Annotated in this window: 28 protein-coding genes; 10 read left to right on the top strand and 18 right to left on the bottom strand. The window is 70.3% G+C overall.

Translation table 11 applies throughout. The annotated features are described in order from the left end of the window. Nucleotides 1-12 precede the first annotated feature (12 nt). Together FM051_RS40370 and FM051_RS40365 are read right to left on the bottom strand one after the other, a co-directional pair. A complete protein-coding gene (locus FM051_RS40370) occupies nucleotides 13-474 on the bottom strand; it encodes a nucleoside deaminase (RefSeq protein WP_202919259.1) in 462 nt (153 codons plus the stop codon). Then, nucleotides 471-959: a tRNA adenosine deaminase-associated protein gene (locus FM051_RS40365; protein ID WP_158852400.1), complete on the bottom strand. Its 489-nt coding sequence runs from the start codon at nucleotides 957-959 to the stop codon at nucleotides 471-473. Before FM051_RS40365 ends, FM051_RS40370 begins: the two co-directional genes overlap by 4 nt. A gap of 89 nt (nucleotides 960-1,048) precedes the next feature. Between FM051_RS40365 and FM051_RS40360 the strand changes: the two genes are divergently transcribed. The 5 genes from FM051_RS40360 to FM051_RS40340 all read left to right on the top strand — a co-directional run bounded on the left by FM051_RS40360 (nucleotide 1,049) and on the right by FM051_RS40340 (nucleotide 8,259). Continuing rightward, nucleotides 1,049-2,284: a M20 metallopeptidase family protein gene (locus FM051_RS40360; RefSeq protein ID WP_158852399.1), complete on the top strand. Its 1,236-nt coding sequence runs from the start codon at nucleotides 1,049-1,051 to the stop codon at nucleotides 2,282-2,284. 180 nt (nucleotides 2,285-2,464) lie between these two features. After that, nucleotides 2,465-3,415 carry a prephenate dehydrogenase gene (locus FM051_RS40355; protein ID WP_158852398.1) on the top strand — a complete coding sequence of 317 codons (951 nt, stop codon included), beginning with the start codon at nucleotides 2,465-2,467 and terminating at the stop codon, nucleotides 3,413-3,415. Nucleotides 3,416-3,424: 9 nt separating this feature from the next. Next, nucleotides 3,425-5,182 carry a fibronectin type III domain-containing protein gene (locus tag FM051_RS40350; RefSeq protein WP_158852397.1) on the top strand — a complete coding sequence of 586 codons (1,758 nt, stop codon included), beginning with the start codon at nucleotides 3,425-3,427 and terminating at the stop codon, nucleotides 5,180-5,182. A 67-nt stretch (nucleotides 5,183-5,249) separates the two neighbouring features. Beyond that, nucleotides 5,250-7,052: a fibronectin type III domain-containing protein gene (locus FM051_RS40345; RefSeq protein WP_158852396.1), complete on the top strand. Its 1,803-nt coding sequence runs from the start codon at nucleotides 5,250-5,252 to the stop codon at nucleotides 7,050-7,052. 13 nt (nucleotides 7,053-7,065) lie between these two features. After that, nucleotides 7,066-8,259: a thiolase family protein gene (locus tag FM051_RS40340; RefSeq protein ID WP_158852395.1), complete on the top strand. Its 1,194-nt coding sequence runs from the start codon at nucleotides 7,066-7,068 to the stop codon at nucleotides 8,257-8,259. A gap of 121 nt (nucleotides 8,260-8,380) precedes the next feature. Here the strand turns inward: FM051_RS40340 and FM051_RS40335 are convergent, their stop codons facing one another. From FM051_RS40335 to FM051_RS40315, 5 genes are all read right to left on the bottom strand, one after another. Further along, nucleotides 8,381-8,932 (bottom strand): hypothetical protein, encoded by a 552-nt coding sequence (locus FM051_RS40335; RefSeq protein WP_158852394.1) that lies wholly within the window; start codon nucleotides 8,930-8,932, stop codon nucleotides 8,381-8,383. A 227-nt stretch (nucleotides 8,933-9,159) separates the two neighbouring features. Then, nucleotides 9,160-9,777 carry a putative glycolipid-binding domain-containing protein gene (locus FM051_RS40330; RefSeq protein ID WP_158852393.1) on the bottom strand — a complete coding sequence of 206 codons (618 nt, stop codon included), beginning with the start codon at nucleotides 9,775-9,777 and terminating at the stop codon, nucleotides 9,160-9,162. After that, the gene (locus FM051_RS40325; RefSeq protein WP_158852392.1) at nucleotides 9,774-9,947 is read right to left on the bottom strand and encodes an antitoxin; all 174 of its coding nucleotides are present in this window, start codon (nucleotides 9,945-9,947) and stop codon (nucleotides 9,774-9,776) included. The genes FM051_RS40330 and FM051_RS40325 overlap by 4 nt, the downstream gene beginning before the upstream one ends. Nucleotides 9,948-10,063: 116 nt before the next feature. Next, entirely contained in the window at nucleotides 10,064-11,320 is a 1,257-nt protein-coding gene (locus FM051_RS40320) for a thioester domain-containing protein (protein ID WP_158852391.1), read from the bottom strand. 394 nt (nucleotides 11,321-11,714) lie between these two features. Next, on the bottom strand, nucleotides 11,715-12,926 hold the full coding sequence (locus FM051_RS40315; RefSeq protein WP_158852390.1) for a DNA cytosine methyltransferase: 1,212 nt from the start codon (nucleotides 12,924-12,926) through the stop codon (nucleotides 11,715-11,717). Between the two features lie 78 nt (nucleotides 12,927-13,004). Between FM051_RS40315 and FM051_RS40310 the strand changes: the two genes are divergently transcribed. Further along, nucleotides 13,005-13,772, top strand: coding sequence for a hypothetical protein (locus FM051_RS40310; RefSeq protein WP_158852389.1), 768 nt, complete (start codon nucleotides 13,005-13,007; stop codon nucleotides 13,770-13,772). Nucleotides 13,773-13,805: 33 nt separating this feature from the next. Here FM051_RS40310 and FM051_RS40305 read toward each other — a convergent pair whose 3' ends face one another. Continuing rightward, the gene (locus FM051_RS40305; RefSeq protein ID WP_158852388.1) at nucleotides 13,806-15,236 is read right to left on the bottom strand and encodes an ATP-grasp domain-containing protein; all 1,431 of its coding nucleotides are present in this window, start codon (nucleotides 15,234-15,236) and stop codon (nucleotides 13,806-13,808) included. A gap of 150 nt (nucleotides 15,237-15,386) precedes the next feature. Continuing rightward, nucleotides 15,387-15,599, bottom strand: coding sequence for a hypothetical protein (locus FM051_RS40300; RefSeq protein ID WP_158852387.1), 213 nt, complete (start codon nucleotides 15,597-15,599; stop codon nucleotides 15,387-15,389). A gap of 77 nt (nucleotides 15,600-15,676) precedes the next feature. Between FM051_RS40300 and FM051_RS40295 the strand changes: the two genes are divergently transcribed. Further along, nucleotides 15,677-16,624, top strand: a complete 948-nt coding sequence (locus FM051_RS40295; RefSeq protein WP_238412989.1) for an NAD-dependent epimerase/dehydratase family protein — start codon at nucleotides 15,677-15,679, stop codon at nucleotides 16,622-16,624. 52 nt (nucleotides 16,625-16,676) lie between these two features. Here the strand turns inward: FM051_RS40295 and FM051_RS40290 are convergent, their stop codons facing one another. Further along, on the bottom strand, nucleotides 16,677-17,564 hold the full coding sequence (locus tag FM051_RS40290) for a ribonuclease Z (RefSeq protein ID WP_158852386.1): 888 nt from the start codon (nucleotides 17,562-17,564) through the stop codon (nucleotides 16,677-16,679). A 17-nt stretch (nucleotides 17,565-17,581) separates the two neighbouring features. Between FM051_RS40290 and FM051_RS40285 the strand changes: the two genes are divergently transcribed. Continuing rightward, nucleotides 17,582-18,406, top strand: a complete 825-nt coding sequence (locus FM051_RS40285; RefSeq protein WP_158852385.1) for a serine hydrolase domain-containing protein — start codon at nucleotides 17,582-17,584, stop codon at nucleotides 18,404-18,406. A 363-nt stretch (nucleotides 18,407-18,769) separates the two neighbouring features. On the opposite strand, the gene FM051_RS40280 is transcribed toward FM051_RS40285, so the two are convergent. From FM051_RS40280 to FM051_RS40245, 8 genes are all read right to left on the bottom strand, one after another. Next, a complete protein-coding gene (locus FM051_RS40280; protein WP_158852384.1) occupies nucleotides 18,770-19,732 on the bottom strand; it encodes an NAD(P)-dependent alcohol dehydrogenase in 963 nt (320 codons plus the stop codon). Beyond that, a complete protein-coding gene (locus tag FM051_RS40275) occupies nucleotides 19,732-19,953 on the bottom strand; it encodes a helix-turn-helix transcriptional regulator (RefSeq protein ID WP_158852383.1) in 222 nt (73 codons plus the stop codon). Before FM051_RS40275 ends, FM051_RS40280 begins: the two co-directional genes overlap by 1 nt. Beyond that, the gene (locus FM051_RS40270) at nucleotides 19,953-20,372 is read right to left on the bottom strand and encodes a hypothetical protein (RefSeq protein WP_158852382.1); all 420 of its coding nucleotides are present in this window, start codon (nucleotides 20,370-20,372) and stop codon (nucleotides 19,953-19,955) included. Before FM051_RS40270 ends, FM051_RS40275 begins: the two co-directional genes overlap by 1 nt. 105 nt (nucleotides 20,373-20,477) lie before the next feature. Continuing rightward, a complete protein-coding gene (locus FM051_RS40265; RefSeq protein WP_238412988.1) occupies nucleotides 20,478-20,864 on the bottom strand; it encodes an HIT family protein in 387 nt (128 codons plus the stop codon). Between the two features lie 367 nt (nucleotides 20,865-21,231). Next, nucleotides 21,232-21,780, bottom strand: coding sequence for a class IV adenylate cyclase (locus tag FM051_RS40260; RefSeq protein WP_238412987.1), 549 nt, complete (start codon nucleotides 21,778-21,780; stop codon nucleotides 21,232-21,234). 40 nt (nucleotides 21,781-21,820) lie between these two features. Then, nucleotides 21,821-22,903 (bottom strand): radical SAM protein, encoded by a 1,083-nt coding sequence (locus tag FM051_RS40255; protein ID WP_158852380.1) that lies wholly within the window; start codon nucleotides 22,901-22,903, stop codon nucleotides 21,821-21,823. A 329-nt stretch (nucleotides 22,904-23,232) separates the two neighbouring features. Beyond that, entirely contained in the window at nucleotides 23,233-23,577 is a 345-nt protein-coding gene (locus FM051_RS40250) for a hypothetical protein (RefSeq protein ID WP_158852379.1), read from the bottom strand. Beyond that, complete coding sequence (locus FM051_RS40245) at nucleotides 23,574-24,326, bottom strand: TauD/TfdA family dioxygenase (RefSeq protein WP_158852378.1); 753 nt, start codon at nucleotides 24,324-24,326, stop codon at nucleotides 23,574-23,576. Before FM051_RS40245 ends, FM051_RS40250 begins: the two co-directional genes overlap by 4 nt. A gap of 163 nt (nucleotides 24,327-24,489) precedes the next feature. Between FM051_RS40245 and FM051_RS40240 the strand changes: the two genes are divergently transcribed. Then, nucleotides 24,490-24,912, top strand: a complete 423-nt coding sequence (locus FM051_RS40240; protein ID WP_158852377.1) for an NUDIX hydrolase — start codon at nucleotides 24,490-24,492, stop codon at nucleotides 24,910-24,912. 111 nt (nucleotides 24,913-25,023) lie between these two features. Then, nucleotides 25,024-26,190 carry a helix-turn-helix transcriptional regulator gene (locus tag FM051_RS40235; protein WP_238412986.1) on the top strand — a complete coding sequence of 389 codons (1,167 nt, stop codon included), beginning with the start codon at nucleotides 25,024-25,026 and terminating at the stop codon, nucleotides 26,188-26,190. Nucleotides 26,191-26,291: the final 101 nt, after the last annotated feature.

Genomic DNA, 26,291 nt, shown 5'->3' with positions numbered 1-26,291 from the left:
CCGCGCACGGCATCACATGTCGGCGAAGAACGACTCCATCAGGGCGGCGCAGCGCTCTTCCAGGACGCCGCCGACCACTTCCGGTCGGTGGTTGAGGCGGCGGTCGCGGACTACGTCCCACAGGGAGCCGACCGCGCCGGTGCGTGGTTCCCAGGCTCCGAAGACGACGCGTGACACTCGTGCCAGGACCAGGGCGCCCGCGCACATCGTGCACGGCTCGACCGTCACGGCCAGGGTGCAGCCGTTCAGCCGCCAGCCGTCGCCGTAGGCCGCGGCGGCGGCGCGGAGGGCCAGGACCTCGGCGTGCGCGGTCGGGTCGCCGAGGGCTTCCCTGGCGTTGCAGGCTCTGGCCAACTCGGCGCCGTCCGGTCCGTAGACGACGGCGCCGATCGGGATGTCGCCGGTTCTCGGCGCCAGGGCGGCGACCTCCAGGGCCGCTTCGACCAGGTCCTCGTCCCGCACTCGGCCCGTCACGCCTGGATGCTGTCCAGCAGTTTGGTGAACTCGTCGCCGAAGCCGCAGCGCTGCGCGATCATCTGCAGCTGCTCGTCGGGGTAGAGGTCGACCTCGTCCACGATCACCTGCATCTCGTGCTGCGGCATGCCCAGGTCGGCCAGCACCGCCAGGTCACCCTCCGGCCACAGCTCGTCGTCCTCCTCGTCCGGCGGGTCCACCCGCAGGAGGTCGAGGACGTCGGCGGCGATGTCGTAGTCGAGTGCGGCGGCCGCGTCGGACAGCAGCAGGGACACCCCGCCGGGCACCGGGCGCAGGACGATGAAGAACTCGTCGTCCACCGCCAGCAACCCGAAGACGGCACCTGTCGAACGCAGCTGGCGCAGTTCCGTGATGGCCGCGTCGAGCTCCGACAGCGCTGAGCTGTCCATCTTGCTGCACCGCCAGCGGCCGTCTTCACGAACCACCGCGACAGCGAAGCCGTTGACCGGCTCCTGGTGTGCCATGTGCACACCGTAGGGCCACACCCGTGCACCCGGTAGCACGGGGGCCTCGGCTACAGGCACGCGGGGCCGTGCGATGCCACTATCGAGGGATGAGCACAACTCTGCCGAACGCCCAGACGACCGCCCCCGAACCCCGGTTCACCGGGTTGGTGGAGGCCGCCCGAGCCCTCCAGCCCAGGACAGTGGCGTTGCGACGGCAAGTGCACCGGCACCCGGAGCAGGGTTTGGACCTGCCCGCGACCCAGGCCGCGATCAAGCACGCGCTGTCCGGCCTGCCCGTCGAGGTGACCACCGGCACGTCCAGCAGCTCGGTCACCGCGGTGCTGCGCGGCGGCAAGCCAGGACCGACCGTGCTGCTGCGCGGCGACATGGACGCGCTGCCGCTCCAGGAGGAGACGGGCCTGGCCTACTCCTCCGAGATCGACGGCTCCATGCACGCCTGCGGTCACGACACGCACGTCGCGATGCTCGCCTCCTCCGCACGCCTGCTGTCCTCCCGCCGGGAGGCACTGGCCGGTCAGGTCGTGTTCATGTTCCAACCCGGCGAGGAGGGCCAGCACGGCGCCCGGCACATGATCGACGAGGGTGTGCTGGACGCGGCGGGCACGCCGGTGGAGAAGGCGTTCGCCCTGCACATCACCTCGACGCTCCAGTCCGGCGTCGTCGTCTCCCGCTCCGGCCCCACGATGGCCTCGGCGGACACCTTCCACATCACCGTGAAGGGCCGCGGTGGTCACGGCGGCATCCCGCACGACACGACCGACCCCGTGCCGTCGGCCGCCGCCATGGTCGGCGCGCTCCAGACGATGGTCGCCAGGCGGATCAGCGTGCACCAGCCCGCCGTGGTCTCCGTCACCAAGATCGTCGCGGGCACGACCACCAACATCATCCCGGAGACGGCCCTGGTCGAGGGCACCATCCGGACGCTGTCCGAGAACACGAGGAAGCTCGTGCACCGCGAGCTCCAGCAGGTCGCCAAGCACGTGGCCGCCGCGCACGGCTGCACGGCCGCAGTGGAGATCGTGCCCGGCTACCCGGTCACGGTGAACGACGCCGCCGTCGGCCCGCACGTCGTGGACGTCACGACGGCGGCCCTCGGCGCGCGTTGGGCGGGCCACATGGAAGACCCGTTGATGGGCGCCGAGGACTTCTCCTACGTGCTGCAACGGGTGCCGGGCGCGATCGGCTTCCTCGGCGCGTGCCCGCGTGGGGTCGAGTTGGCCCAGGCGGAGCCCAACCACTCGAGCCGGGTGCTCTTCGACGAAGCCGCCATGGAGCACGGAGTCGTCGTCTACACCGCGTTCGCGTTGGACGCCTTGCGGTAAGCCGGGTAGGCCGGGTCAGGCGCGTCCGGAGGTGCGGCCGGGTCGGGGCTGTGGTGGTGTTCATGGCCTCGACCTTGCCGGGGCGGCGAGGGGAACGCGATGGGCGTTCCGCGATCTGTGGACAACTCCTGTCCTGTGGACAAATAGGGGGTAGGGGTCCGCGCCGGCAGGATGGGCGCCGTGCGAAGCGTCTGCGTGGTCGGGCTCGGGTTGATCGGTGGTTCGGTGCTGCGCGCGGCAGCCGCCGCGGGGCGCGTGACCTGGGGCGCGACCGCTTCGGTCCAGGACGCCGAGGCCGCCGGGCAGGACGGCTACGACGTGGTCGACCTCGCCACGGCACTCGAACGCGCGCGCGTACACGACGCGCTCGTCGTCGTGGCCGTTCCGCTGCCGGCTGTGGAAGAAGTGCTGCGCGCCCTCCCCGAAGGCGTCCGGCTCACCGACGTGGTCAGCGTCAAGGGCCCGGTCGCCGACCTGGTCGACCGGGTCGCGCCGCACGCCCGGTACGTCGGCGGCCACCCCATGGCGGGCACGTCCGCCTCCGGCTGGCCCGCCGGCCGCGCCGACCTCTTCGAGAACGCCGCCTGGGTCGTCACCGCCGAGGACGACGCCGACCTGGACGTCCTCACCGACGTCACCGAACTCGCCCTGGCCGCGAAAGCGCACGTCGTCCCCACCACCGCCCTGGCACACGACGCCGCGGTGGCCCGCATCTCGCACCTGCCGCACCTGCTCGCCGCCGTGCTGGCCAGCGTCGGCGCGGACGGCGGACCGCTGGCCCTGTCGCTGGCCGCGGGCTCGTTCGGCGACGGCACGCGCGTCGCCGGCAGCCGACCGGAACTGGTCCGCGCGATGTGCGAGGGCAACCGAAGCGCGCTCCTCGACGCGGTGGACGACGCGCTGGGCAGGCTCGGCGCGGCCCGCGGCTCGCTCGCCTCGACCGGCGGTCTGGCCAAGACCATCGAAGCAGGTCACGCCGCCCGCCTGGCGCTGCAGAACCAGCCCGAGCACACCGATCTGACCATCGACCTGACCGCGCCCGACGCCCTGCGGACCCTGCGCGACCTCGGTTCACGCGGAGGCCGGATCGTTGGTCTGAACGGCACAACCGCACTCGCGCGCACCCCATAGGGTTCACCGGTGCAGCGTCGCAAACTCATCGCCGTGGTCGGGGGCCTCGCGCTCCTCGGCGGAGCGGTCGTGGTGCTGCGCAACGAATCCGCTCCCCCGCCGCCGCGGGCGTTCGAGCGGTTCCTGGACGAGAAGGTCGAGTACGTCCCCGACACCCAACGGCTGGTCACACCCTCCGACCTGACCCTGACCGCCCTCGACCGCACCAGCCTGCGCGCGAACTGGACGGCCACCGGAGGCCTCGGCTACGGCGGCTTCGAAGTCCGTTGGGGCGGCCGGACCCGCCTGGTGCAGGGCACCGAGACCGAGCTGAGCGACCTGGACGCGAACGCCGACGTCGAGGTCGAGGTCCGCGCGCTCGACGCGATGGGCAACCGGTCCGAACCCGCCACCGCGCGGGCCGTGCCCCGGCTCCTGTACAACGACGCGTGGCTCGCCGGGCTGGTGATGCCGATCGACCTGTTCGACGGCCCGGAGGCGCTGGCCCCGCGCCGGTGGCGGGTCTTCGACGGCGGCAACACCGACTGCCTCGGCCTGCGCCCGCTCAACGGCAAGCGGCTGGAGATCACCTGCGACCGCGTCGACCTGCAGTCGAACGTGCCGGTGCGGCTCGGCATGCCCGCCGGGGACGGCGCGGTCGGCCGGGTCGTGCTCACCACCGACGGTCCGATCGGCCACGGGCGCGGTGACAGCGAGCTGAGGATCGCCCTGGTGCCCGAGCCGTTCCACGACCTGGGTCACCTGGTCGAACCGTTCCCGCCGGGCGCCGTCGTCCTGCGCGTCACGCCGTTCAACGCGTACTTCGACGTGGGCGGCGGCGTGCCGGCCGCCGACCTGGTCACCGGCACGTTCCCGCCGCCGACGCCGGGCGTCCGGCACCGCTGGGAGCTGCGCGTGCGGCCCGACCGGGTGGTGGCGTTGCGCGACGGCGTCGAGGTCGCGAGTGCACCGGGGACGGTGCCGTGGACGGTCGCCCGGCCACGCCTGGTGTTCCGCCAGGCCCAGCACACGCTGGTGGACACGTTCGCCATGGGCGGCGCGCCGGACAGCCCCGTGCCCGCGGCCGTGGTGACGCTCGGGCCGAGCGTCAGGGAGGGCGGCGCGGCGTCCATGGGCAACCTGCCGGACCCGGTGCTGCACAACGCGTCCTCGGTGCGCGTGGTCGCGTCCGTGGTGGCCGAACGGACCGCGCCGATCACCGTGGAGCTGGGCACGCGATCCGCGCCGGCGGTGTTCATGACGCCGAACCAGGAGCTCCACCCGTCCCGCGCGTCCGTGGTCTACGCCGACTTCCCGCTGCCGTCACCGGACTCGAACCCCAAGCTGCGGCTGCGTTCCGACGGCAACGTCACCGTGTACGAGTCGCACGTCGTCGTCGCCGACGGCCAGGACACCCGCCGTCCGCTGCCCCGGCTCACCGACCGCGCGCACCCCGACCCGCGGGTGCCCGCGCCGACGCTGTCCGTGCTGCACGAGTCCGCGAGCGGCGCGAACTTCCCGCGAGGCGGCAAGGCACGCGTGACGGTCGAGCTGCCCCACGCGGAAGTGCGCGAGATCGCCGCGATCAAGGGCCTGGAGGTGGATCTCGACGGTGACCGGATCGCCGTGCTGCCCACGAACGGGTCGGCGGGCGGGCGGCACGAGTTCCTGGTGAGCCTGGACGACGTGCCGACGGGACGTCACGAGTTCGCGGTGCGGGTACTCCCGGTGGACGAACGCCGAGAGGTGCGATCGCAGGAGCAGACCTTCGACATCCGACCCTTGTAGGTCCGCGTTGGTCTCGGGTCCGCAACAACGTAGTGACGCTGATCACCGCGCGACCTAGCTTGACGCCATGGACCGTCGCCGGATCGCCCTCATCGCCGCCGGTGTGGTGCTGTTCGGCGGGGTGATCGCGGTGCTGCGGACCACCGGCGTCGGCGATCCGATCACCGCGACGAGCGTGTCCGCGCCGCCTCCGACGTCACTGGAGCCGTACGCCGCCGAGGGCGTGCTGGTGCCCACCGCCGGGCCGCCGCCGGAGCAGCCCCGCGGGTTGACCGTGTCGTCCGGACCTCGGCGGTTGCAGCTGCGGTGGACCGGCGACGCGCCCGGTTACGAGGTGCGGTGGGGCACGGACCGGCTCGACCACGGCAGGTTGATCACGCAGCCGGTCATCCAGATCGACGGGCTGAAGGACGAGCAAGCGTACGTGGTCGAGGTGTACGCCGTGGACGCGTTCGGGCAGCGGTCCGCACCCGCGAAGTCCTCGGGGACACCGCACGGGCTCCCCGCCGACGACTACGCGTTGGAGGACCGGTTCGACCAGTCCGACGCGCCCGACCCGACGCGGTGGCGGCTGGTGTCCCGGGGCAACTGCGCACGGGCCGCGCCCGGTCAGGACGAGGACGGGCGGCGGTTGGTGCTCACCAGCAACTGCGCGGCGGCGCCGGCGACGTTGCGGTCGCGGACGCCGTTCGTGCTCCACGACGCCGACGAGCTCGGCCGGTTCGTGGTGGAGACCGACGCGCCCGGCGCTGACGGCGAGCTGATGCTGGACCTCGTGCCGGGGCCGGTGTCGCTGGTCAGCGGTGACGCGTTGCCGCCGGACACGGTGCGGCTGCGGGTGGCGACGAGTGCCGGGACGACGTCCGTGCAGGTGGTCGTGCCCGCCGGGACGCCGACCTCGACGGTGCGCGCGGTGCCCGCGTTGGAGACGGGGATCAGCCACCGGTGGGAACTCGTGCTGCGGCGTGACGGCGCGCGGGTCGTGTTCGACGGTGACGTGGTGGCGACCAGTCCGGCGGTGCCGGGGTGGCGTGAGGCGACGGCGCTGGTGTCCGTCTCCGGGCCGACCGGGCAGCGGGCGGCGGTCAGCCTGATCGCGTTCGACGCGGTGGAGGCGGCGGCGCCGGCTTGGGTGCCGGGGCCGCCGGTCGCGGTCGCGGTCGCGGTGTCCACTCCTCCCCCCGGGCCGGTGGAGTCGTTGCCCGGTGTGACCGGCGGGCAGTTGCGGATGGCGTTGCTGCACTCGGACACGTCACCGGAAGCGCCGTCGTTCAGCTTGTCGGCGGCGGGGGTCGTGGTGCCGCTGCGGCCCGCGTTGGCGGGGGCGCCGTGGCGGCCCGGTGTGGCGTACCCGCTGGTGGCGGACCTGCCGGTGGAGGCGTTGCGGATCGGCGCGGCGGGGAACCTGGTCGTCACGTTGCTGACCGGGCTGCGGGTGCAGGCGACGCACGTCGACCTGGAGCTGACCGGGTCGGTCCCTGATCCGCCGCCGTTCACCCGCCCGATGCCGTTGCTCGATCAAGAGCCGGAGTTGGCGCGGGCGAGCGGCACGGTGCTCGACGCGAGCGGCCGGACCGTGCCGGAGGGTGCGGCGGTGCAGCGCGGGCGGATGGTGTTCGACCTGGAGCTGGAAGGGCAGCCGGGGGTGGCGCTGGCCGGGCTGGCCGGGTTCAGCGTGCGGGTGGACGACGAGCGGGTGGCCGTGGTGCCGACCGCGTCCGGAGGGCCCGGGATCGCCGGGCGGTACCGGTTCGCGCTGAACACCGGCGAGATGTCCCTCGGGCCGCACATGATCGAGGTCCGGATGTTCGGCACGTCCGCCGAGACCAGCCCCACCTCGGCTTACATCCCGTTCTTCGTCGGCCGGTGAGAAGATGGGGTGCATGTCGCGCCCCCTCGTCCTCGACGCCGCCCGCACCCCGTTCGGCCGGTACCGCGGTGGGCTGGCCGGCGTGCGCGTGGACGACCTGGCCGCGCTGCCGATCGTGGAACTGCTGCGCCGGCACCCGTCGATGGACCCCGCGTTGATCGAGGACGTGGTGCTGGGCAACACCAACGGTGCGGGCGAGGAGAACCGGAACATCGGGCGGATGGCGGCGCTGCTGGCCGGGCTGCCGACGTCGGTGCCGGGGGTGGCGGTGAACCGGCTGTGCGCGTCGGGCGGTGAGGCGATCGTGCAGGCGGCGCGGACGTTGGCGCTCGGGGACGCTTCGCTGCTGGTCGCCGGTGGTGTGGAGGGGATGACGCGGGCGCCGTTCGTGGTGCCGCGGCCGGACAAGCCGTTCGCCGACCGGCTGGAGTCGGTGTCGACGGCGCTGGGGTGGCGGCTGGTGAACCCGCGGATGAAGGCCGAGTGGACCGTGCCGCTGGGGCGTGCGGCGGAGGACGTCGCGGTGGGCCTGGGTATCACGCGGGAGCAGATGGACCAGTTCGCGCTGCGGTCTCATCGGCGGGCTTCGGCGGCGTGGGACGCGGGGGTGCACGACGGGTTCGCGTTCCCGGTGCAGCTGCCGAACGACTCGCCGGTGCGGCGGGACGAGTCCGTCCGGCCGGAGGCGTCGGCGGAGCGGTTGAGGAAGCTGAAGTCGGCGTTCTCGGAGAGCGGGCCGGTGACGGCGGGCAACTCGTCGCCGTTGAACGACGGTGCGGTGGCGGTGCTGATGGGGACGGAGGAGATGGCGTCCACGTTGGGGATCACACCGTTGGCTGAATTCCTCGGTTCGGCGGTGACGGCGGAGGAGCCGCAGCGGTTCACCCTGGCCCCGGTTTCCGCCATCCGGAAACTGCTGGAGCGCCTGAAGATCGACCCGGCCGAGATCGGCCTGTGGGAGATCAACGAGGCGTTCGCGGCGATGGCGCTGTCGGTGCTGCACCACCTGCCCGAGGTGGAACGGGACAAGGTGAACGTGCACGGCGGGGCGATCGCGTACGGGCACCCGTTGGGCGCCTCCCTGCCCCGGGTCGTGGTCGACCTGTGCCGGCACCTGCGCGCACGTGGCGGCGGGATCGGCGTGGCGGCGGCTTGCGTGGGGGTCGGCCAGGGGATGGCGATCGCCGTCAAGTGCGAGATCGCCTGATCGAGCGACAGCGTGAATCAGCGGTGACTTGCTAAGCTCGACACCAGCCGAGGCCGCTAGGCCGAGGAAGTGAACCCGGGCAGGATCCCGCCGGACGACGGGCGCCCGGGTTTCGCGCTGTTCAGACCCCCTTGCGGTACAGGTGACCGACGTCGACCACCTTGTCGATCAGCGGTTCGACCCGACGCCGCCAGTCGCCCCCCGCACCGAAGCACCACGCCACGGCATCGGGAATCCACAGCGCCGGATCTTCGTGGGGTTGGAAGTGCTCATAAGCGAGCGCGTCGCTCGGCGCGCGAAGTCGCTGGATGGTTCCGACGATCTCGCGGCGGTCGTCACGATCGCGCGCGAGGCCACGCGACTCGATCACCAGCCGCTGGACACCCGCGTCCAGCACCTCCGCCACCAGTTCGCGCAGCAAGGTGGCACGGATCGCGTCCTTGGGGCCGCGACCGGTGTAGACGCGGACTTGAAGCGGTTGTTCGAGCAGTCGAGACATGATCTTGCGACGACGGTTGTCACTCTCGGCCTGGAAGTGCACGCGCCGCTCGCCGGAGAAGCACAGGCTGCGCATGAGCGCACGAATCGACACGAGTCGCCGGATCGGTATGTACGCCGCTACCAGCAGGTAGCTGGATCGATTGGACTCATCGACGAAGACGTGTGCGTTCACCCAACGATCGTTGCGTGCTCGCACGACGGGCAACGATTGCTCGCCCGATGTGGTGATCAGATCCCCTCACGGGACCTGGATCGCCCGATCCAGCGACTGCGTCATCAGGCACGCAATCGATAAGCTGCGGTCAGCCTCGGTCGCTCGACCGAGGAAGTGAGCCCTGGTAGGCCCGTCGGACGGCGGGAGCCAGGGCTTCGCGCTGTTCGAGGGGCCTTACGCCGCGATCAGATCCGGTAGGCGATGCGGGGGTAGTCGACTACCAGGCCGGTTCGGTCGACGGTGATGTCCTGTTCGAACTCGCCGTGCGTGAAGGAGACGACCGAGCGGTCCTCGCCGAGGGACACCGTGCGGTAGCGCTGGCGGACCAGCTGGACCGACAGGTCGGGCAGGGTCACGTAGACGACCGGGATCTCGTGGTCGCCTTCCTCGTGCTGGAGGTTGAGCCTGCGGATCGGGATGGCGTTGAACAGGACCGCGAACTGCACGTCCACGTCCACCGCGCCGTCGAAGTCCGCGCGCTCCGCACCCTGACCCGAGTCGACCAGCCAGATGCCCTCCGACGAACGGCTGACCGAGATCTGCCGCTCCTCCGACACCGTGGACGTCCGCAGCAGCAGGCGGGTGACCGCACCGGTCTCACCCACCGACACCTCGAACGACCCGCTGAACTGCTCGGACGGACCGGCGGTCACCAACCGTCCCGAGGCCCGGAGCTTGCGCTCCGAGAGCAGGAACCGAACCTGCTCCAGCCTGGGCACGTCGTAGCCCTGCCAGGTCACCATCTGCGCGGCTGCGGAACGGGATTCACCGGACACCCGCTCAGCCGTGTTGAACGAGTTCACTCTCCACCCGGAAGGAAGTCCTTGGCCTTTTCGGCCACCGATTTGACCTGGTCTTCGTGGCCGAACCTGCCTGCGACGAACTCGGCGGCCTGGTCGATGCCCGCATCGACCGTCTCGTGGTTCTCCTCGAGCAGTTCGGACGCCTTGTTCTTGATCTCGTCGAAGTTCATGGTGCTCCTTCGCACTCCTGACGCAGGCTACCCGAATCGCCCTCGTGTCCCCAGGGGCATGCCGGAACGGCCCCCTGGGAGTCCCAGAGGGCCGTTCCGGTCGATCAATCGGAAGATCAGGCAGTGCGCTTGCGACGCAGGAACAGCAGCGCGCCGGCGCCCGCGCCCAGCAGGCCGAGGCCGATCAGCAGCGGCACGAAGATGGACGCACCGGTGTTGGCCAGGTCGTCCTCACCGCCGCCACCAGCCGGAACCGTGGTGCTGGTGACCGGAGCCTCGGTCGTGGTGGTGGTCGTCGTCGTGGTGGGGGTCGCCTCGGTCGTGGTGGTCACGACGGTGCCCTCGACCCACTTGGCCTTCGCCGTCGCCTTGACCGGGAAGTTCTCGGACGTGGCGATCACCAGCGACTGGGTCTTCTGGTTGCGGTCGCTCGACACGAACAGTCGACCGCTGCGCAGCTTGGCGCTGGCCTCGACGGTGAACTCGACCTCGCCGGGCTCGACGCCCTCGTCGACCTTCACCCACACCTCGGCGACGTTCACCGTGGAGGCGGCGCCCACCGCGCCCTCGTCGGCGACCTGGAGCGGCTGGCCGTCCTTGTCCACCAGCGTGACGCCGGCCGGGAGGTCGGCGGTCAGCACGGCCTCGGTGGCCGTGGTGGCGATGGTGAACGGGCCGATCTTCCCGCCCGCCTTGCCGGTCAGCTCGCCCGGGTCGATCGACAGGGTCGGCTTCGGCTCGGCCTCGTCCACGGCCTTGGTGGTGAGGTACTCGTAGACCTTGTAGACGAGCTCGTCGACGTTGCTGTCGCCGATGTTCTCGTCCTCGCCGGTCGAGTCGTCCTTGCGCAGGGTCACGCCGTCGCTGAAGTGCCAAACGGCAGCCTGCGTTCCGGCGATCAGGATGCTCTTCTTGTTGTCCTTGTCCTTCGGGATGCCGTACTGCTCGAACGCCTTCTCCATGTCCAGCGCCGGGTAGCTGTTCTGGAGCACCCAGTTGACCTTGGCCGCGTTCTGCTTGAACTTGGTGTCCGGGTTGGGGTGCTCGCCCCACGGCACCTCTTCGAGCGGCTTGCCGTCCTCGAGCGGCGTCGGCAGCTCGACGCAGTACGCCTTGGCGGTTTCCCTCTCGCTGCCGTCGATGAGCCGCAGGCCGATCAGGCTGGCGTTGAACGGCTGGTCGCCGTTCTTTCCGGTGTCACCGTCGAGGAGGTTGCCGTCACGCTCGAGGTAGATGCCCATGCCGGGCTCGTCGGCACCGTCGAAGGGCTCGACCTTCGGCTTGTCGGCGGCAGCGGGCAGTGCCGTTACCAGGACGAGGCCGGCGCCGAGGATCGCAGCGCCGAGGCGCTTGAGGGTCGACCGGGAAGCCATGTTTCTCCTTGAGGCTCGCGAGGGTAGCCCGTTGGTGTGGTTCAAGGCGGCGGTCCGTGCCGTTCGGGGAGCTACTCGGCTGAGCGCCCCATCACCGAAACGACAGGGAATCGGCCGAACACTATCCGATCGAGTTAACCCGATCCGGGATCGGGTGACACATTGTGTTGGACCGTGTACTACCTGCTAAAACGCAGGTGGACAGTCTACAGTGGATGATCAACAGCCTTGACGCGTCGTCGAGAGGCCAATGCGGACATGTGTTTCGACTTCGGTCGAAACGGACTCGCATTCACCGCGACCCCTACATTTCCGCAGATCAGAGGGTCCACTGTGGAACACACGTAATAAGTGCCGACCTGCTTTCGACGCCACACCGTTGTCAAACGGTGATCTACGCCACGAGAGCGGACGGCGTGACCGGTCGGATATCGCCAACCCGCAAAGACGTGCCCGGCAGGCACAAATCGCGCGCCGTGGGCGGCTGCCCGGTCAGCATCCACTTCACCAACGCCGCCAGCTGGAACGAGATCAGCGGCGGCACGGCGTCGCCCAGGTGCCGGTACGCGTTGCCGATCACCGAAACGTCGAACCGGAACTTGCGCGGGAACCCCTGGAGCAACGCCATCTCCCGCACCGTGCACAACCGGTGCTGCTCGGGGTGCGCGTAACGGCCGTTGCCGACGTGCCCGCACTCCCGCTTGATCGTGCGCGCGGGCTCGTCCCACCACATCCGGCCGTACACGTCCGGGTGCGAGCCCCACTTGCCCTCTTCGATGATCTTGCGCTGCGCCGGGTTCAGCAGCAGTTCCGCGGCCGAACCGACCAGGTCGCCCCACGACCCGCCGTCGGCGGGGATGGCCCGCATCCGGTCCAGCGAGCGGTCCCGCCGGAACGACGGCGACACGTGCATCGAGTCCTCCGGGTGCGCCTCACCGGCCGCGACCGACGGCAGCTTGCCGATGGCCCGCCGCACGGTCACCGCACCCGGCCGGACCTCCCAGCCCTGCCACAGGTCCTCCAACGTGCGCAGCGGCACGCCCGCGTCCACCGCCACTACCATCGCCCGCTCGCGCAGCTGCGGCAAACCGAAGCGGGACAGCATGTGCGTGCTCGCGTCCACTTCGTACCCGATGGCGAGCAACTGCTCGGCCAGCCCGTCCAGGTGGTGCCGCTGCTTGCCCTTGACCAGCTCGCGCGCGTTCTCCAGCAGCAGCACCCGCGGCCGGAACTCGGCCACGTACGCGGCGACCCGGCCGACCAGCGAGTTGCGCGGGTCGTCACGCAGGTGGTTGGCCGGCGCGATCCGGGTGAAGCCCGAGCACGGCGGGCACGCCACCAGCACGTCCAGCTCACCCCGCTGGAGACCCCACACCTGCCGCAGCACGGCCGGGTCGAGCCGGCCGAGGTCCACCTGCAACGGGTCGACGCCGATGTTGTCCCGGTAGATCCCGTTGCAGCGCAACGACCCCAGGCGGGACGACGGCTTGCCGATCTGCGCGTCCGCGGCGCCGACGATGGTGAAGTCCCGGTGCGCTTGGAAGCCGAGGCTCATGCCACCGGCGCCGGAGAACAGGTCGACGACTTTGAAGGTGGGTCCGCGCACCGCGTGATCGTACGGTGGTCACGCGCCCCTCCGGCGAGTGATCCCGCTCGGCGGCCTCGATCACGTAACTTGCGCGACATGGATCTGCCACCCGCCTGGCGACGACCGGATCCGTTGCGCGGTCTGGACAAGGTGCCGTGGACCGAGCTGTGCCGCGGGCGCGGCGTGGACGAGCTGTTGCGCGGAGCGGCGGACGGTGACCTCACCGCGTGCGCCGCGCTCGAACAGCGCCTGCTGGACGACGACACGGTCTCGGAGGCCAGCGCCCACGCCGTGCCGTTCCTGGTGGAGCTCGGCGCGTCCTACAAGGTGCCCGGCGACGTGCGCGATCGGGTGATCTTCCTGCTCGCCGCGATGGCCCTGGCGGGCGCCGGGTTCACCGCGGAGGGCAAGCGGACCCGCCGCCGGTGGAACTCGCTGCGCCGCGAACTGCCCCGGCTCGAACCGGACTGGATCACGGAGACCCGGTACGCGGTGGAGAAGGACGCGCCGAAGGTGTTCGAGGCGTTGGGCGGCGCCGAGGTCGCGTGCTCGATGGCGCTGGCCATCGCGGTGCCCGAGGTGGCGCCGAAGCACGTCGCGGACGTCGCGCACGGCATCGCGTTCGCCGGCACGTTCCCGCAGATGCTGGAGGAGGCCGCGTCGGTGGCCCTGCACCTGCTGCAGGGCGAGCAGTCCGACGACGTGTGGGCGTACGTGACCGCGCAAGGTCACCCGGACGTGTTGCGGGCGTACGAGGCGGGCGAGTACCCGCCCAACCAGCCGCCCGGCGTGACCGTGCAGCTCATGGGTTACCGGTACGCCTTCCTAGCCGCCTACGGAGACTCCGCGTTCGATCACGGCTAGGAAAACGAGACGGCGGTCACGCCGTGACGACGGTCATGCTGTGACGGCGGCAGGCTCCACGACCGCGGCGGCGGCCTCCTCGTCGGCGATCGGCACGGCCGGCTCCAGCGGACCCAGCGCGGTGCCCCACTCCTGGTCGGCCAATGCGAACGCGGCCACGGTCAGCGCGACCACGGGACGGCCGAGCGGCAGCTGGTCGGCGTAGAAGTCCAGCTCCAGCCGCGCGCCCAGCGGCGACGGGCGCAGCCGCAGCACGCCGTGCGGCGCCTCGTCGGGGTGCGCGAACCGGCACGACCACTCGGTGAACACGATCGACCGCTCCACCACCTCGGTCGGGTGAACCGCGCGCACGTTCGCGCCGACCGAACCGTGCCGGTAGTCGTCCGCGGCCGAGACCAGCAGCTCCTCGAACTCGATGGACGACACGCCGAGGTCGTGCCCGGCGACCAGGGCGACCTGCACCAGGGCCAGCGGCAGCTGCGGGAGGGCGTCCTCGAAGCACACCATCGCGCCGCCGTACCGGGTGTTGATCTCGGTGGGCAGGAAGCCGTCGGCGGTGGCGATGCCGTCGAGGGTGAACGTGCCGCGGTAGTCCACGGTCTCGCGCAGCCGTTCGCCGACCCGGCGGGCCAGGTTCCGCATCTCCTCGCGGATCCGGGCGGGTGGGTCGTAGTAGGACGCGCAGCCCGCGTACAGGAACCGGGCCTGGCCGGCACGGCGCGGCACGACCATCTCGATCGGCCGCAGCACCGCGGTGCCGTCCGGGAACACTATCCCGTGCACGCTCACCGGGATGCCCTCCAGGAACGGCATCACCCGGACGAAATCGCACTTGGGCGCGAGCACCTCGAAGGCGTCCAGCGCTTCCTGCCGGTCGCGGACGCGGCGGACGAAGTTCGCGCCGCCGTTGATCGCGGGACCGTCACCGGACCACACGACGCCCGCGCCGCGGTCGAGGCGCTGGGTCGCCGCCCACAGGCCCTCGAAGTCGAGGTCGAGCACGACGGCCGGCGCGCGTGGCGCGGACAGCTCGTCCCACAGCCCGTCGATGGTGGTCTTGTTCTCCAACTCCACCCATTCGGGGCGGCGGGCGTTGAGCACCGGCCGGCCCGCGAACTCCGGCGTGTGCACGTACGGGGTGCTGATCACCAGCGCCTCGCCGCGCGGGTCGAAGTCCTCCAGCACCTCGCGCACCTTGCGGTTGGGCGAGGTGAGCAGTTTGGTGAGCCGGTTCTGCTCGACCGCGACGAACCCGCCGGCGATGCCGAGCGGCACCCAGCGGGCCACTTCGGAGTCGTACAGCGGCGCGTGGTCGTCCGTCGAGAGCACGAGCGTATGGCGGGCGCCGAGCTGGTGCAGTTCACCGGCGCGACTACTCAACCGAGTGCCGCCCGCGAGCACGACCAGGCGGTCGCCGAACAGGGTGCCGAGGCGCGCTTGGAGCGCGGAAAGGACATGATCCATCGCCGAGAACTCGCTTTATGAGAAGCAGACGAGACAACCGGCGAGCGCCGGGTGCCACGCACTGTAGAGGCAGGCGATGGGCTCGGCCTAGCACGGTCCGGCAACGACCGGATGAAACTTGCCGATGGGTTCAGCGACGTCCTTGCGAGATCATCGAGCGGCGTCGCGAAGTACCTGGTCAACCCGGTTCAGGAAGGCGCGCGGCCCCTTGGCCTTGGGGAACGGGAGGGTCAGGCCGAAGAGCGTGTCGTCGACCGACGGTGGTGCGGCGGCCACGATCGCGGCCGCGGTCTCCAGGAAGCGCTGGCGCTTCGCCTCGTGCACGGCGTACTCAGCGAGAACGCCGTCGATGCCCGAGTGCATGGATGGGTGCGGGTAACTCACTTGGGTTGTATCGGCCCCGCCTGTCCACACCTTTAGGGTCAATTTCCACCTTCTTGATGACCGCCGGTCGAGTGGTCGCGTGGTGGGATGTCGGCATGCGCGTGCTGGTCACCGGATCCACCGGGTACATCGGACGGGCGGTCCTGGCGGAGCTGTCGGCCGCGGGTCACACCCCTATCCCCTTTACGGGTGATGTCCGGTCGTCCGAAGGGCTTGGCGGCTTCGGCGAGGTCGACGCGGTCGTGCACCTGGCGGCCCTCGCGCGCGTGCGGGAGTCGTTCGACGACCCGGTGCGCTACTACGACGTGAACGTCGGCGGCACGGTGAACCTGCTGCGGTCGCCGCCGCCGCGGTTCGTGCTGGCGTCCACGGCCGGTGTGTACGGCGCCGTCTCCGGGGGCGGTGTGATCGACGAGGACTGCGCGCGTGCGCCGTCCACCCCTTATGCGGCTTCCAAAGCCGCCGCCGAGGACGTGCTGGCGTGGGCCGCCGCCGCGGGCCGGGTGAGCGCGGTGGCGCTGCGGTTGTTCAACGTCGCCGGTGGCGGGGACCGGGACGACACGCGCGTGATCACCAGGGCGTGCGGGGTGGCGGCCGGGCGGCTGCCGTCGATGGAGGTGTTCGGCGACGGGTCGGCGGTGCGGGACTTCGTGCACGTGCGGGACGTGGCGCGGGCGTTCGTGACGGCGGTGGAGTGCGACGAGAAGGGCTACCAGGCGCTCAACGTCGGCGCGACGCCGACGAGCGTGGCCGACGTGCTGGCCGCCGTGGAGCGGGTGACCGGCCGACCGGTGCCGGTCGTGCGGCGGCCCGCGCACCCCGGCGAGGTGCGCGAACAGCGTGCGGACACGACCCGGCTGCACGCGTTGGGCTGGCGACCGGCTCACTCGGATCTCGAAACGCTGGTCCGCGACCAGTGGGCCGCCGAGGCCGCGGATTCCGGCCCTTCGGCCAGGTCCGAACGGCTTCGCAGGGGTCCCCGCCAAGGGGAACCCTTGCAGTGATCCTACCGACGGGGTCCGACAATTTCGGCGGTCACGCGCGCCGTCCCGGCGGTCACGCGCGCCGTCGGGGCACGGCGATCCGGTCCAGGTCGGCGGCCACGACGATCTCGCCGTCGAACACCCCGGCGGCCTCGTCGTGGAACAGGCGCGGGTCGGTGTAGCGCTGCGAGAAGTGGGTGAGGACGAGCTTGCGGACACCGCACTCGGCCGCGACCCGTGCCGCCTGACGTGCGGTGAGGTGCCCGTACTCCACCGCGAGCGGTTCGTCGACGTGCAGGTACGTCGACTCGATGACCAGCATGTCGGCGCCGTCGGCCAGCTCGAACACCCCGTCGCACAGCCGGGTGTCCATGACGAACGCGAACCGCTGACCCCGGCGCGGCACGCTCACCTCGTCCAACAGCGGTGGTTCGAGCTCGCGGATCGCGCGGCCGTGGATGCCGTGCGCCTCGAGGAGTTCGGGGATCATCGTGCGGCCGTCCGGCTCGACCAGGCGGTAGCCGCAGGCGGGCAGCGTGTGGTCGAGCCGCCGCGCTTCGAGCCGGCCGAACGCCCCCTCGGCGATCACGCCCGGTTCGGTGACCGGGTGCGCGCGGACGTCCGCCACGTCGTGGAACGAGCTGGCGTGCCGCAGCCGGTCGAAGAACTCCGCGCCCTCGGCCGGGAAGTGCGCGTGCACGGTGTGCGGGACGCGGTCGAGGGACAGGCGCTGCACGATGCCGGGCACGCCGAGGCAGTGGTCGCCGTGGAAGTGCGTGACGAACAGCCTGGTGATGTCGTTCGCCGCGACGCCGGCGCGCACCATCTGCCGCTGGGTGCCGTCGCCGGGGTCGAACAGGAAGCCCTCGGCGTCCCAACGCAGCAGGTAGCCGTTGTGGTTGCGGGTGCGGGTCGGCACCTGGCTCGAGGTGCCGAGGACGACCAGCTCTCGGGGTGACACGTGGCAGAGTCTGCGGCATGGAGAGCTTGCAGGCGGTGTCATCGTGGCCGGTGGAGACGGCGGCGACGGCCGTGGTCGACGCGCGGGGCGAGGTGTTGGGGACGCACGGCCCGATCGACCGCCGTTTCCCGTTGGCGTCGGTGACGAAGCTGCTGACGTCGTACGCGGTGCTGGTGGCGGTGGAAGAGGGCGCGGTCGAATGGGACCAGCCCGCCGGGCCTTCCGGTTCGACGGTGCGCCACCTGATCGCGCACACGTCCGGATTGGCATTCGATTCGACCGACGTCCAGGCCGCGCCGGGCGCCAAGCGGATCTACTCCAACACCGGGTTCCAGGTGCTGGCGGATTTCGTGGAGGCGGCGACCGAGATCCCGTTCGCGGAATACCTGGCGGAGGCGGTGTTCGGGCCGTTGGGAATGACGTCGTCCACGTTGGACGGCTCGGCCGGGGCCGGTGCCACGTCGACGGTGTCGGATCTGGTGCGGTTCGCGGCGGAGGTGCAGGCGCCGAAACTCGTGTCCGGTGAGCTGGTGGCGGAGGCCACGTCGGTGGTTTTTCCGGGGTTGCGCGGGGTGTTGCCGGGTTACGGGCTGCAGAAGAACAACGACTGGGGACTGGGGTTCGAGATCCGGGACGGGAAATCACCGCACTGGACGGGGGCTTCGAGTTCGCCTCGGACGTTCGGTCACTTCGGCCAGAGCGGCACGTTCTTGTGGATCGACCCGGACGCCGGGGTCGCGTGCGTGACCTTGACCGATCGGAACTTCGGTGAGTGGGCCGTGGCGGCTTGGCCCGCGTTCACCGACGGGGTGCTGGCGGAGTCGGGTCGAACGCGCGGTTGATCACTCTCGGACGGAAAGGGCGGCATCCCGGCTCGTGGGTGCCGCCCTTTTCGTTGTCCGGGAACGAACGGGGCTGTCCGGAACCGCTTGTCGGGGCCTGGTCGAACAGCTTGCCTTCTCACAGCGGACGCCGGCAGCGGGAAACGACCAACGGCTTTTCCGATGCCACGTCCACCGCACCTCGGACGTCCCGACCACCCGCTTTTCCGAAGAACGCTGCCGAACTTCGTCCAGGTGACCGGCACCTGGAGCAGCCACCCCGAGCTGGTTCAGTTCGGGTGGCAGAAGAAGGGTTACGTCCGCTAGCCGCTGGCCGCGTGCCTGAACGGCCTGTCGGTGGTCGACCACCGGCAGGCCGTTCGGCTACGGCGTGACGACGGCGTGTCCGCGCACGCGGCCCCGCCGGACGTCCTCGATCGCGACGGCGACCTCGGTGAGCGGGTACGTCCGGTCCAGCACCGGCGTGAGCTTGCCGGCCTCGATGAGCTCGCGGAGCAGCACCAGGTCGTCGAGGCTGTCCTTGTGCACGAGCGGCCGCACCTTGATGCCGAGGAACGGGGCCGCGAACATCGCGCGGATCCACCGGTCGGTGCCCATGAACCACGGTCCGCCCGTGCCGCCGACGAGCGCGACCGTCCCGCCCGGCTTCAGCAGGCGCTTGATCGTGCGCAGAGGGGTGTTGCCGTAGATGTCGAGCACCACGTCGAACCCGTTCGCGGTCAACGGGCCGGCCGCGTAGTCGAGCACGTGGTCCGCACCGAGTTCCCGGACCATCGTCGCCTTCGCCGCGCTGCACACCGCGGTGACCTCGGCGCCGTAGTGCTTGGCCAGCTGCACGGCGTACGTGCCGACGCACCCGGAAGCGCCGGTGACGAGCACCTTCTGCCCGGCCCGCACCCGTCCCCGGTCCCGAACGGCTTGCAGTGCGGTGAATCCGGCGATCGGCACGGCCGCCGCTTGTTCCGGCGTGAGGTTGGCGGGCTTCGCCGTCACGCGACCCTCGCGCACCGCGACGTACTCGCAGAACGCGCCGCCACACCACCCGAACACCTCGTCACCGATCTGGTGGGTCGTCACGCCCTTGCCGACAGCTTCGACCGTGCCGGCCAGTTCCAGGCCCGGGACCCGGTTGCGCGGTCGCCGCACACCGATCCCGGGCCGTGCCGCGTAGGGCAGGCCGCGGAGCAGGTGCCAGTCCGTGCCGTTGACCGCGGCGGCCTGGACGTGCACCAGCACCTCGCCGTCCCCGACCGCCGGCTTCTCGATCTCGCCGAGGCGCAGCACTGCTTCCGGGGCGCCGTACGCGTCCTGGATGATCGCTCTCATCAGTCGTCCTCCGGGTACTGGAACACGTCGCCGAGCGGGACGTTGAAAACGCGGGCGATCTGGAACGCCATCTCCAGCGAGGGCGAGTACTTGCCCTGTTCGATGGCGATGATCGTCTGACGGGTGACGTCGATCCGCCTGGCCAGTTCGGCCTGCGTCATCTCGCCGTTGGCGAAGCGGAGTGCACGGATCGAGTTGGTGATCCTGGTCGGCTTGCCCACTAGAACCCCCGCCGGTACGCGACCAACTTGACCGACGCCCCGAACACCGCCCACAGCGTGAACACCGCGTAGATGGCGTTGGCGATCCAGAAGTGCGGCGCCTCGGCCAGCGCCAACCCGAACGGCAGCACCATGCCGCCGCCGAGCACGATCCCGGCCACGTGCTCCCCGAACCGGTCGATGTCGCGGTCGCGGGCGTCGGGTTTGTGGCTCTCGCTGGGCTTTGCCATCTCGAACGCGATGCGCCCGACGATGGACAGCCCGATGGAGATGCCGATGGACCACAACATGGGCGACACGTACGACACCTCGGCCATCGGCGCACCACCGGCCCGACTCAGGACCACCCCGACGTACCCGAGGTAGGTCAGCGCACTGACCACCAGGTACACCAGGGTTCCCTTCTCCTCGTAGGACATCGCACACTCCATGTAAAGGAAACTTGACACCCTTAAGGTAAGCGCGGCTTGACATGATGTCAAGCATCTTTTACATCCGCGTGCGGCGGAGGCGGGCGGCGATCGTCACGGTCCCGGGAAGTGGCGCTGGAGGCGTCCGCAGAGTTGCCGGATGTCGTCGGACGTCATGCGTGGTGCGCCGGCCCACAAGTGCCCGTCCATCCAGCCGACGTCGTCGGGAGTGCCCGCGTGGCGGACGAAAACGTGCTGGTGGAAGTGCGCCACAGCCCGACCGACGACCGCGGAGAAGACGAACTGGGGATCCAGTTCGGCCCGCAACGCACGACCCGCCCGCCACGCCGCTTCCGCGACCGCTCCGACCTCGTCCGGCTCAAGCCCGTCGAGTGACACGACGTGCCGTCGGGTCTCGACAAAGAGGTGCCCGGGAACCCCGGTCCCGGTGTCGTCGACGGGCCGGTGCGACACCACGAGCAGATCGTTCCGCCAGACCACCGGTCCGACCAACGGCCCTTCGCCTCGGTGCTTCGCGCAGATCAAACACCCTTCGACCACCCACCAAGGCTTCCATGCAGAGGGCATCTCGGCGATGCGGGCAAAGGCAATGCCCGGGGAAAGCGAAAACCGCAGCGAGACGGTGGTCTCACTGCGGTTCTGCGTGGCGCGCTCGGCAGGATTCGAACCTGCAACCTTCTGATCCGTAGTTCCGTCCCGATCATGATGGTTGCTGCCGGGCGCTACCGTCCTGGTCTGGCCTGTGCAGGTCAGACCAGGTTCGCTGCCTTTCGGTGACGATCTCTACCGCGTGATCATCGCGCGTCCGGGCTCACTTCGGGCACACACCGAGCACACCTGATGATGCCTAAAAGCGCAGTTCAGGGATGGTGTTCAGGTCGATGCCGTAGAGGGCGTAGACCTTGATGGTGTTCTCCCCGGTCAGCTCCTCCTCGGCGTAGCCGAGCAGCGCGGCGACCCGAACGACCTCGTCCTTCGATCCGGCCTCGATCTCGACGTAGGGCGGGATGCGCGGCCACGTGTCGATCTCGACCTGCGCGCCGTCGAGGACGAAGCTCGTGCGCTTGGTCTCCTGGTACGACTTCGCGGTGAACCCGAGCACGCCGAGCAGGGCGTTGGTCGCGTCGAAGTCGTCAACGCGTACCTCAGTCTCGTGGGTGCCGTCGATGGCGTCGCTGGTGATCTGCTTGACGGTCAGCGTCACCTCGTCGCCCGTGTCCCGGAGCCTGATCCACTTGGACTGGTCGCCGGGCGTGATGTCGTAGACGTAGCGGCGCATGAACCGCTCGCCGACCTTCTGCCCGCCCTTGTCGAGGATGAGCCGTTCCATCTCGGCGGGATCGACGTCGAGGATCTTGCCTTCGAACTCAATGGGCGCAGTGTGCTCGATCGGCACTCGCGGCCGTCCTTCCTGGTTGATCGGTGCTGGTCCGACGTTATGCCGCGTGGCGGCGGGTGAGTCGGTCGTACTCGACCTCACGCAGGGCCAGCACTTCTGCCAGCACCGGCCCGGTGAGGAAGTCGTCAAGGGTCATGGACAGGTCCATCCGTTGGATGCAGACACCGACCTGGTAGCGGCCGTTGCGGTCGTAGTAGAGCCGCACACCGTAGAAACCCTCTTGGCAGTCGGTGTCGTTGTTGAACCGGCATCCGGCGCACGTCTCGGGCAGCCGGACGCGCCGAATCTGCTTGAAATACACCCGCCGTCCGTCCGGGAGGCGGTAGGCGGTACGCGCCCCGGAGACGCCTGCGGTGATGTAGTGCGCCTCGGCGACAGCTCCGCGCTCAGCCAGGATGCGCTCGATGGCCTCGACGGAGGCCGTGCCGTGGTCCAGCGAGTTGAGCAGCCGGACCGACAGGTGCGGGGAGTACTCATCGAGCAGGCGGTGCACGCGCGGCGCGTGGCTGTAGTCGAGCACCACGATGTTCGCGCTGGCCTTGACCCCGTGCGCCTCACAGACGGCGATTGAGCGTTTCAGGGCGTCGATCTTGCGCTGCGCACGTTCGGGATTGCGGTAGCGGGCGTGCTGAGTCTCGGCGAGTTCGTCGGCCGTCGTACCGAAGATCGAGAAGTTCACCCGGTCGAGTCCAGCGGCGGCGCAGTCGGGAAGCACCTCCGCGCCGTGCTCTCCGTTGGACGTCATCCCGACCCGCAAACCCGCCTCGGTGGCGATCTTCGTCAGCCGCGCGATGGCGGGGTGCAGGGTGGGTTCACCGCCGGTCAGGTGGACCTCGGTCAGGTGCAGCGCATCGCATAACGCGACCAGCGCGTGCCCGAACTGCTCGTTCGCGGGCATCGGAGCAGGCAAGAACGCCGCGCCGTTGGTGGCGGCGTAGATCGACATGCGCCCGCTGGGACCGGCGATCGTGAAGTCGCCGACAGGACGACGGCGGTTGTCCACCGCAACGGGTGTGCCCTCGTTGTGGCAGAACGTGCACGTCATACCGCAGGCGTCGAGCACCTTCGCGCGAGCGGTCTTGTCTTGCTCGATGTGAACGGGCAGATCCGTAGGGATCATGGGGAGTTGCTAGCCCTTCTGGTGGTGGTGTCCGGGAACGCGGTGGGAGGGCTGTCCGGGTCGGGACGGACGGCCCTCCCACCGCGTCGAGGGCTTCGGCGGCCGGACGGCCGGGCGTGGGAGAGATTCCGCCCGGTGCTGCCGAAGCGGTCAGGTGGTCTTGTCGCGGAACGGGCGTCATTGGCGCGGGCTCGGCGGCGGCCCTCGATCTCGCCATAGCCGATGACCAGCACGACCAACGCCAACGTCACGGCGATCAGTTGCCAGCCGCAGACGCACATCTGGTCACGCCGGGTGCGCCGCGGGGCGGTCGCTGAGGTCCGGTCGAGTCATGGCAGCCACAGCGCGGGAGCGGACGCGACGATCAGGCGAGGGGCGAACCGCTGGGTCGGCGCGGGCAGGCTCAACAGCCCTTCCACCACGTCGGACAACGAACCGGCACGCTCCCACACGATGCCGGGCGGTTCGTCGCCGTCCGCGCGCAACGCCATCGCGTCGGTGCTGCTGCGCACGCGGATGGCGTCGTGCCGGCCGTCCGGCCACAGCCGGAACCCGTCAACCTCGGTGGGAACGCCGTCAACGACACGTTGGTGCACGAACTGCCATCCCGCGTCCCGGATCGCGACCAGTCCCGCCAAGGCGGGAAACGCGCGCACCGCCGCCGCGTCGCTCATACCGCAGCGCTCCGTACTTCGGTGGGGATGCCGGTCCGGATGCCGAGGTGAGGATGCGGGTTCGCGTTGACGCGGTGCACCACGCGGTGCCCGGTGAACGCTCGCCGACCGTGCAGCCAACGGTAGTTGTCGAGGATGTAACCCTGTCCGGCGCACAGGTCCAGCTCGGTCACGTGCTGGTCGATCGCCGCTCGCAGCGTCGGCAACCACCGGCTCACCTCGGGCGAGAACTGCACGAGGTCGTCCTGGCGCAGCCTGATGGTGACCCGTCCGCCGTCGTACTCGGTGAAGACCGCGCCGAGGTGGCCAGATGCACCGCCGAACAGCACGGATCGGGGTGCACACAGCGCCGCCAGCGCGTCAGGTGCGGTCTCGGCGAGCGTGTCGTACACGGCTTGCCCGTCGATCAGCACGCACTGACCGCCCCTCGTCGCGGGCTGCGAGCAACCCAAGACCAGCAAGGCGGGCGGGTTGGCGACACCGGAGCGATCCGTGTGCGGCGCGAGCGCGCACGAGCTGAACCCGGCGAACGCGCCGTTCTGGTCGGAACCGAGGTCCACCAGCGTCGTGACGCCGTCCGACGCGCTGTCCCGATGCGGGACGACCGTGGCGACGGAGCGAGCGAGACGGAGCAGGTCGGCCGAGTCGGCGAGCCCTTCCACCAACACCAGGCCGTGACGACTCAGCGCGCCAACCACTGCCGACTCGTCATCGGCCGTGATCCAACCGCCATCGAAGGGGTTGTCCATCGTCTCTACCTCCCGAAACGCTTGTTTCGCGGAGATCATGGGAACGCGATCCCATCGCGCACGTCCAGTGACAAGCTGTCAACACAGCGTCGCCTGGTGTCGGGTGATCGGCTGCTACGTTGCGGGTGAGCAGATCGCGCACGCCTTCCGGAGGTCAACGCCGATGAGCCAGCCCGTCTACCCCGTCTCGATCAAGGGCGTGGTGGTGCGTGACGACAGGGTGTTGCTGCTGAAGAACGAGCGCGAGGAGTGGGAGCTACCCGGCGGCCGGATCGAGCCCGGCGAGACGCCCGAGGAGTGCGTGGCGCGGGAGATCGCCGAGGAAACGCAGTGGCAGGTGACCACCGGGCCGATCCTCGACACGTGGATGTACTACATCAACGTAGCGGAGAAGAACGTGTTCATCGTGACCTACGGCTGCTACCCGGACGGTGACGCTGATCCCGTGCTTTCCCACGAGCACAAGGAGATCGGGCTGTTCGCCGAGTCCGAGGTGCGGGGGCTGAACATGCCGGACGGGTACAAGCGTTCGATCGCGAGTTGGTTCGCGCGTCTGCGCGAGACCGACCGGGAACTGATCCGGTAGCCGCTCATGACGGGCGGACGCTGCGAGTCGTGCGGAGCCGAGTTGAGCAGGCTCGCGGTCGAGCCTGTCTGTCCGACGTGCCACGCGAGCGCACGTCACGCGCCGCCGACCATGCCGGTTCGCCCGCTGACACCGGCAGTGTGGCTGTGGTCGGCTCCCGAGGCGGCAGCGGCGCTGAGGACTCGTGACCTGGCGACGATCCTTCGCGTCTACCGACGGGTGAACGGCCTCAGCCAGGAACGGCTCGCCGCGCTGCTCGGCTACGACAAGACCTACGTGTCGATGATCGAGACCGGTCGGCGCACCATCAGCGACGTCACCACCCGACGCCACATCGCGCGCGTGCTCGGCCTGCCGATGCACGTGCTCGGCGTGACGGACAACGACGATGCCGACTTCGCCGCGATGATCCAGTTCGGTGACTCGACCATCCGACTCGCCGAGATCGCCCGCCAGTCCGGACGTGCGGTCGACGCGGTCAACGAGCTGTGGCCGCTCGTCGCCAGGCTGGAGGCGCGCGCCGCCGAGGGCCGCGCCGAGCGCGACACGATGATCCTGCTCGGGCAGGGCAGGGCGGCGCTGGGCGTCTCGCTGGGCACCGTCCTGCCCGAGGAGCGGTTGGCCGCTGCGGCGCGCTGGACCGGCAAGGCCCTCGTCGTCGCCGAGCGGCTGGGCGATCCCGTGTTCCTCGCGCACGCGCTCCGGATGCACGGCAACGAGCTGCGCAAGGCCGACCACGTCGGCGCGGCAATCGCGCGACTGAGCCGAGCTGTGGCCGTGTCCAGTGATCGGGAAGGCCAGGGCGCGGCGTTCGCCCTGCTGGCGCGTGCTGCGGGGGAACAGGGCAACGCGGACCTCTTCGACCAGGCGATCACCGGTTACCGCGACCTGCTCGACGCGGAAGCGGGGCGCGGGATGCTGTTCAACCGGTTCACGTTCCGGGAGATCGAACTACGCGGCCTGATCTCGACCGGCCGCGCCGCCGAGGCCGTGCGCGCGTTGCAGACCGACGTCAGCGGGCCACCTGTCGCACCGCAGTGGCACATCATCGAGCGGGTGACCGCCGGGCAAGTGCTGCTCGCTGCCCGGCATCTCGACGGCGCGACGGAGGCGTTCCGAGCGGCGCTGACCGCTGCCGAGGTCCACCGGTTGCCGCACCAGGTGCAGCGGACGATCCGTGCGGCCGACGCTGCCGGTCTCGCCGAGGTCAGTGCGGACGGTCGCGCGGCTCTCCAGCGGTTGACCGATCAGCTCGCGCCGTCCTCGGCGCGGCGGTGACCCGAGATCGCCCGAGTTTCGTACACAGCGCGAGCTGCTATGACGTACCGGTCGGGCGGACGGCAGTCGGGGGGTCATCCCCCACCCCTGGTCAGGACTGC

The organism is Saccharothrix deserti (assembly GCF_009769385.1).
GTDB classification, from domain to species: domain Bacteria; phylum Actinomycetota; class Actinomycetes; order Mycobacteriales; family Pseudonocardiaceae; genus Actinosynnema; species Actinosynnema deserti.
The sequence above is the reverse complement of the archived record's forward strand: the minus strand, read 5'-3'. Positions and strand labels throughout refer to the sequence as shown.

Coding starts and splice junctions, on each gene's coding strand:
- FM051_RS40365 (WP_158852400.1), bottom strand. CDS start 959: ATGGCACACCAGGAGCCGGTCAACGGCTTCGCTGTCGCGGTGGTTCGT.
- FM051_RS40360 (WP_158852399.1), top strand. CDS start 1,049: ATGAGCACAACTCTGCCGAACGCCCAGACGACCGCCCCCGAACCCCGG.
- FM051_RS40345 (WP_158852396.1), top strand. CDS start 5,250: ATGGACCGTCGCCGGATCGCCCTCATCGCCGCCGGTGTGGTGCTGTTC.
- FM051_RS40340 (WP_158852395.1), top strand. CDS start 7,066: ATGTCGCGCCCCCTCGTCCTCGACGCCGCCCGCACCCCGTTCGGCCGG.
- FM051_RS40325 (WP_158852392.1), bottom strand. CDS start 9,947: ATGAACTTCGACGAGATCAAGAACAAGGCGTCCGAACTGCTCGAGGAG.
- FM051_RS40320 (WP_158852391.1), bottom strand. CDS start 11,320: ATGGCTTCCCGGTCGACCCTCAAGCGCCTCGGCGCTGCGATCCTCGGC.
- FM051_RS40310 (WP_158852389.1), top strand. CDS start 13,005: ATGGATCTGCCACCCGCCTGGCGACGACCGGATCCGTTGCGCGGTCTG.
- FM051_RS40305 (WP_158852388.1), bottom strand. CDS start 15,236: ATGGATCATGTCCTTTCCGCGCTCCAAGCGCGCCTCGGCACCCTGTTC.
- FM051_RS40300 (WP_158852387.1), bottom strand. CDS start 15,599: ATGCACTCGGGCATCGACGGCGTTCTCGCTGAGTACGCCGTGCACGAG.
- FM051_RS40295 (WP_238412989.1), top strand. CDS start 15,677: ATGACCGCCGGTCGAGTGGTCGCGTGGTGGGATGTCGGCATGCGCGTG.
- FM051_RS40285 (WP_158852385.1), top strand. CDS start 17,582: ATGGAGAGCTTGCAGGCGGTGTCATCGTGGCCGGTGGAGACGGCGGCG.
- FM051_RS40280 (WP_158852384.1), bottom strand. CDS start 19,732: ATGAGAGCGATCATCCAGGACGCGTACGGCGCCCCGGAAGCAGTGCTG.
- FM051_RS40270 (WP_158852382.1), bottom strand. CDS start 20,372: ATGTCCTACGAGGAGAAGGGAACCCTGGTGTACCTGGTGGTCAGTGCG.
- FM051_RS40255 (WP_158852380.1), bottom strand. CDS start 22,903: ATGATCCCTACGGATCTGCCCGTTCACATCGAGCAAGACAAGACCGCT.
- FM051_RS40250 (WP_158852379.1), bottom strand. CDS start 23,577: ATGAGCGACGCGGCGGCGGTGCGCGCGTTTCCCGCCTTGGCGGGACTG.
- FM051_RS40245 (WP_158852378.1), bottom strand. CDS start 24,326: ATGGACAACCCCTTCGATGGCGGTTGGATCACGGCCGATGACGAGTCG.
- FM051_RS40240 (WP_158852377.1), top strand. CDS start 24,490: ATGAGCCAGCCCGTCTACCCCGTCTCGATCAAGGGCGTGGTGGTGCGT.
- FM051_RS40235 (WP_238412986.1), top strand. CDS start 25,024: ATGCCGGTTCGCCCGCTGACACCGGCAGTGTGGCTGTGGTCGGCTCCC.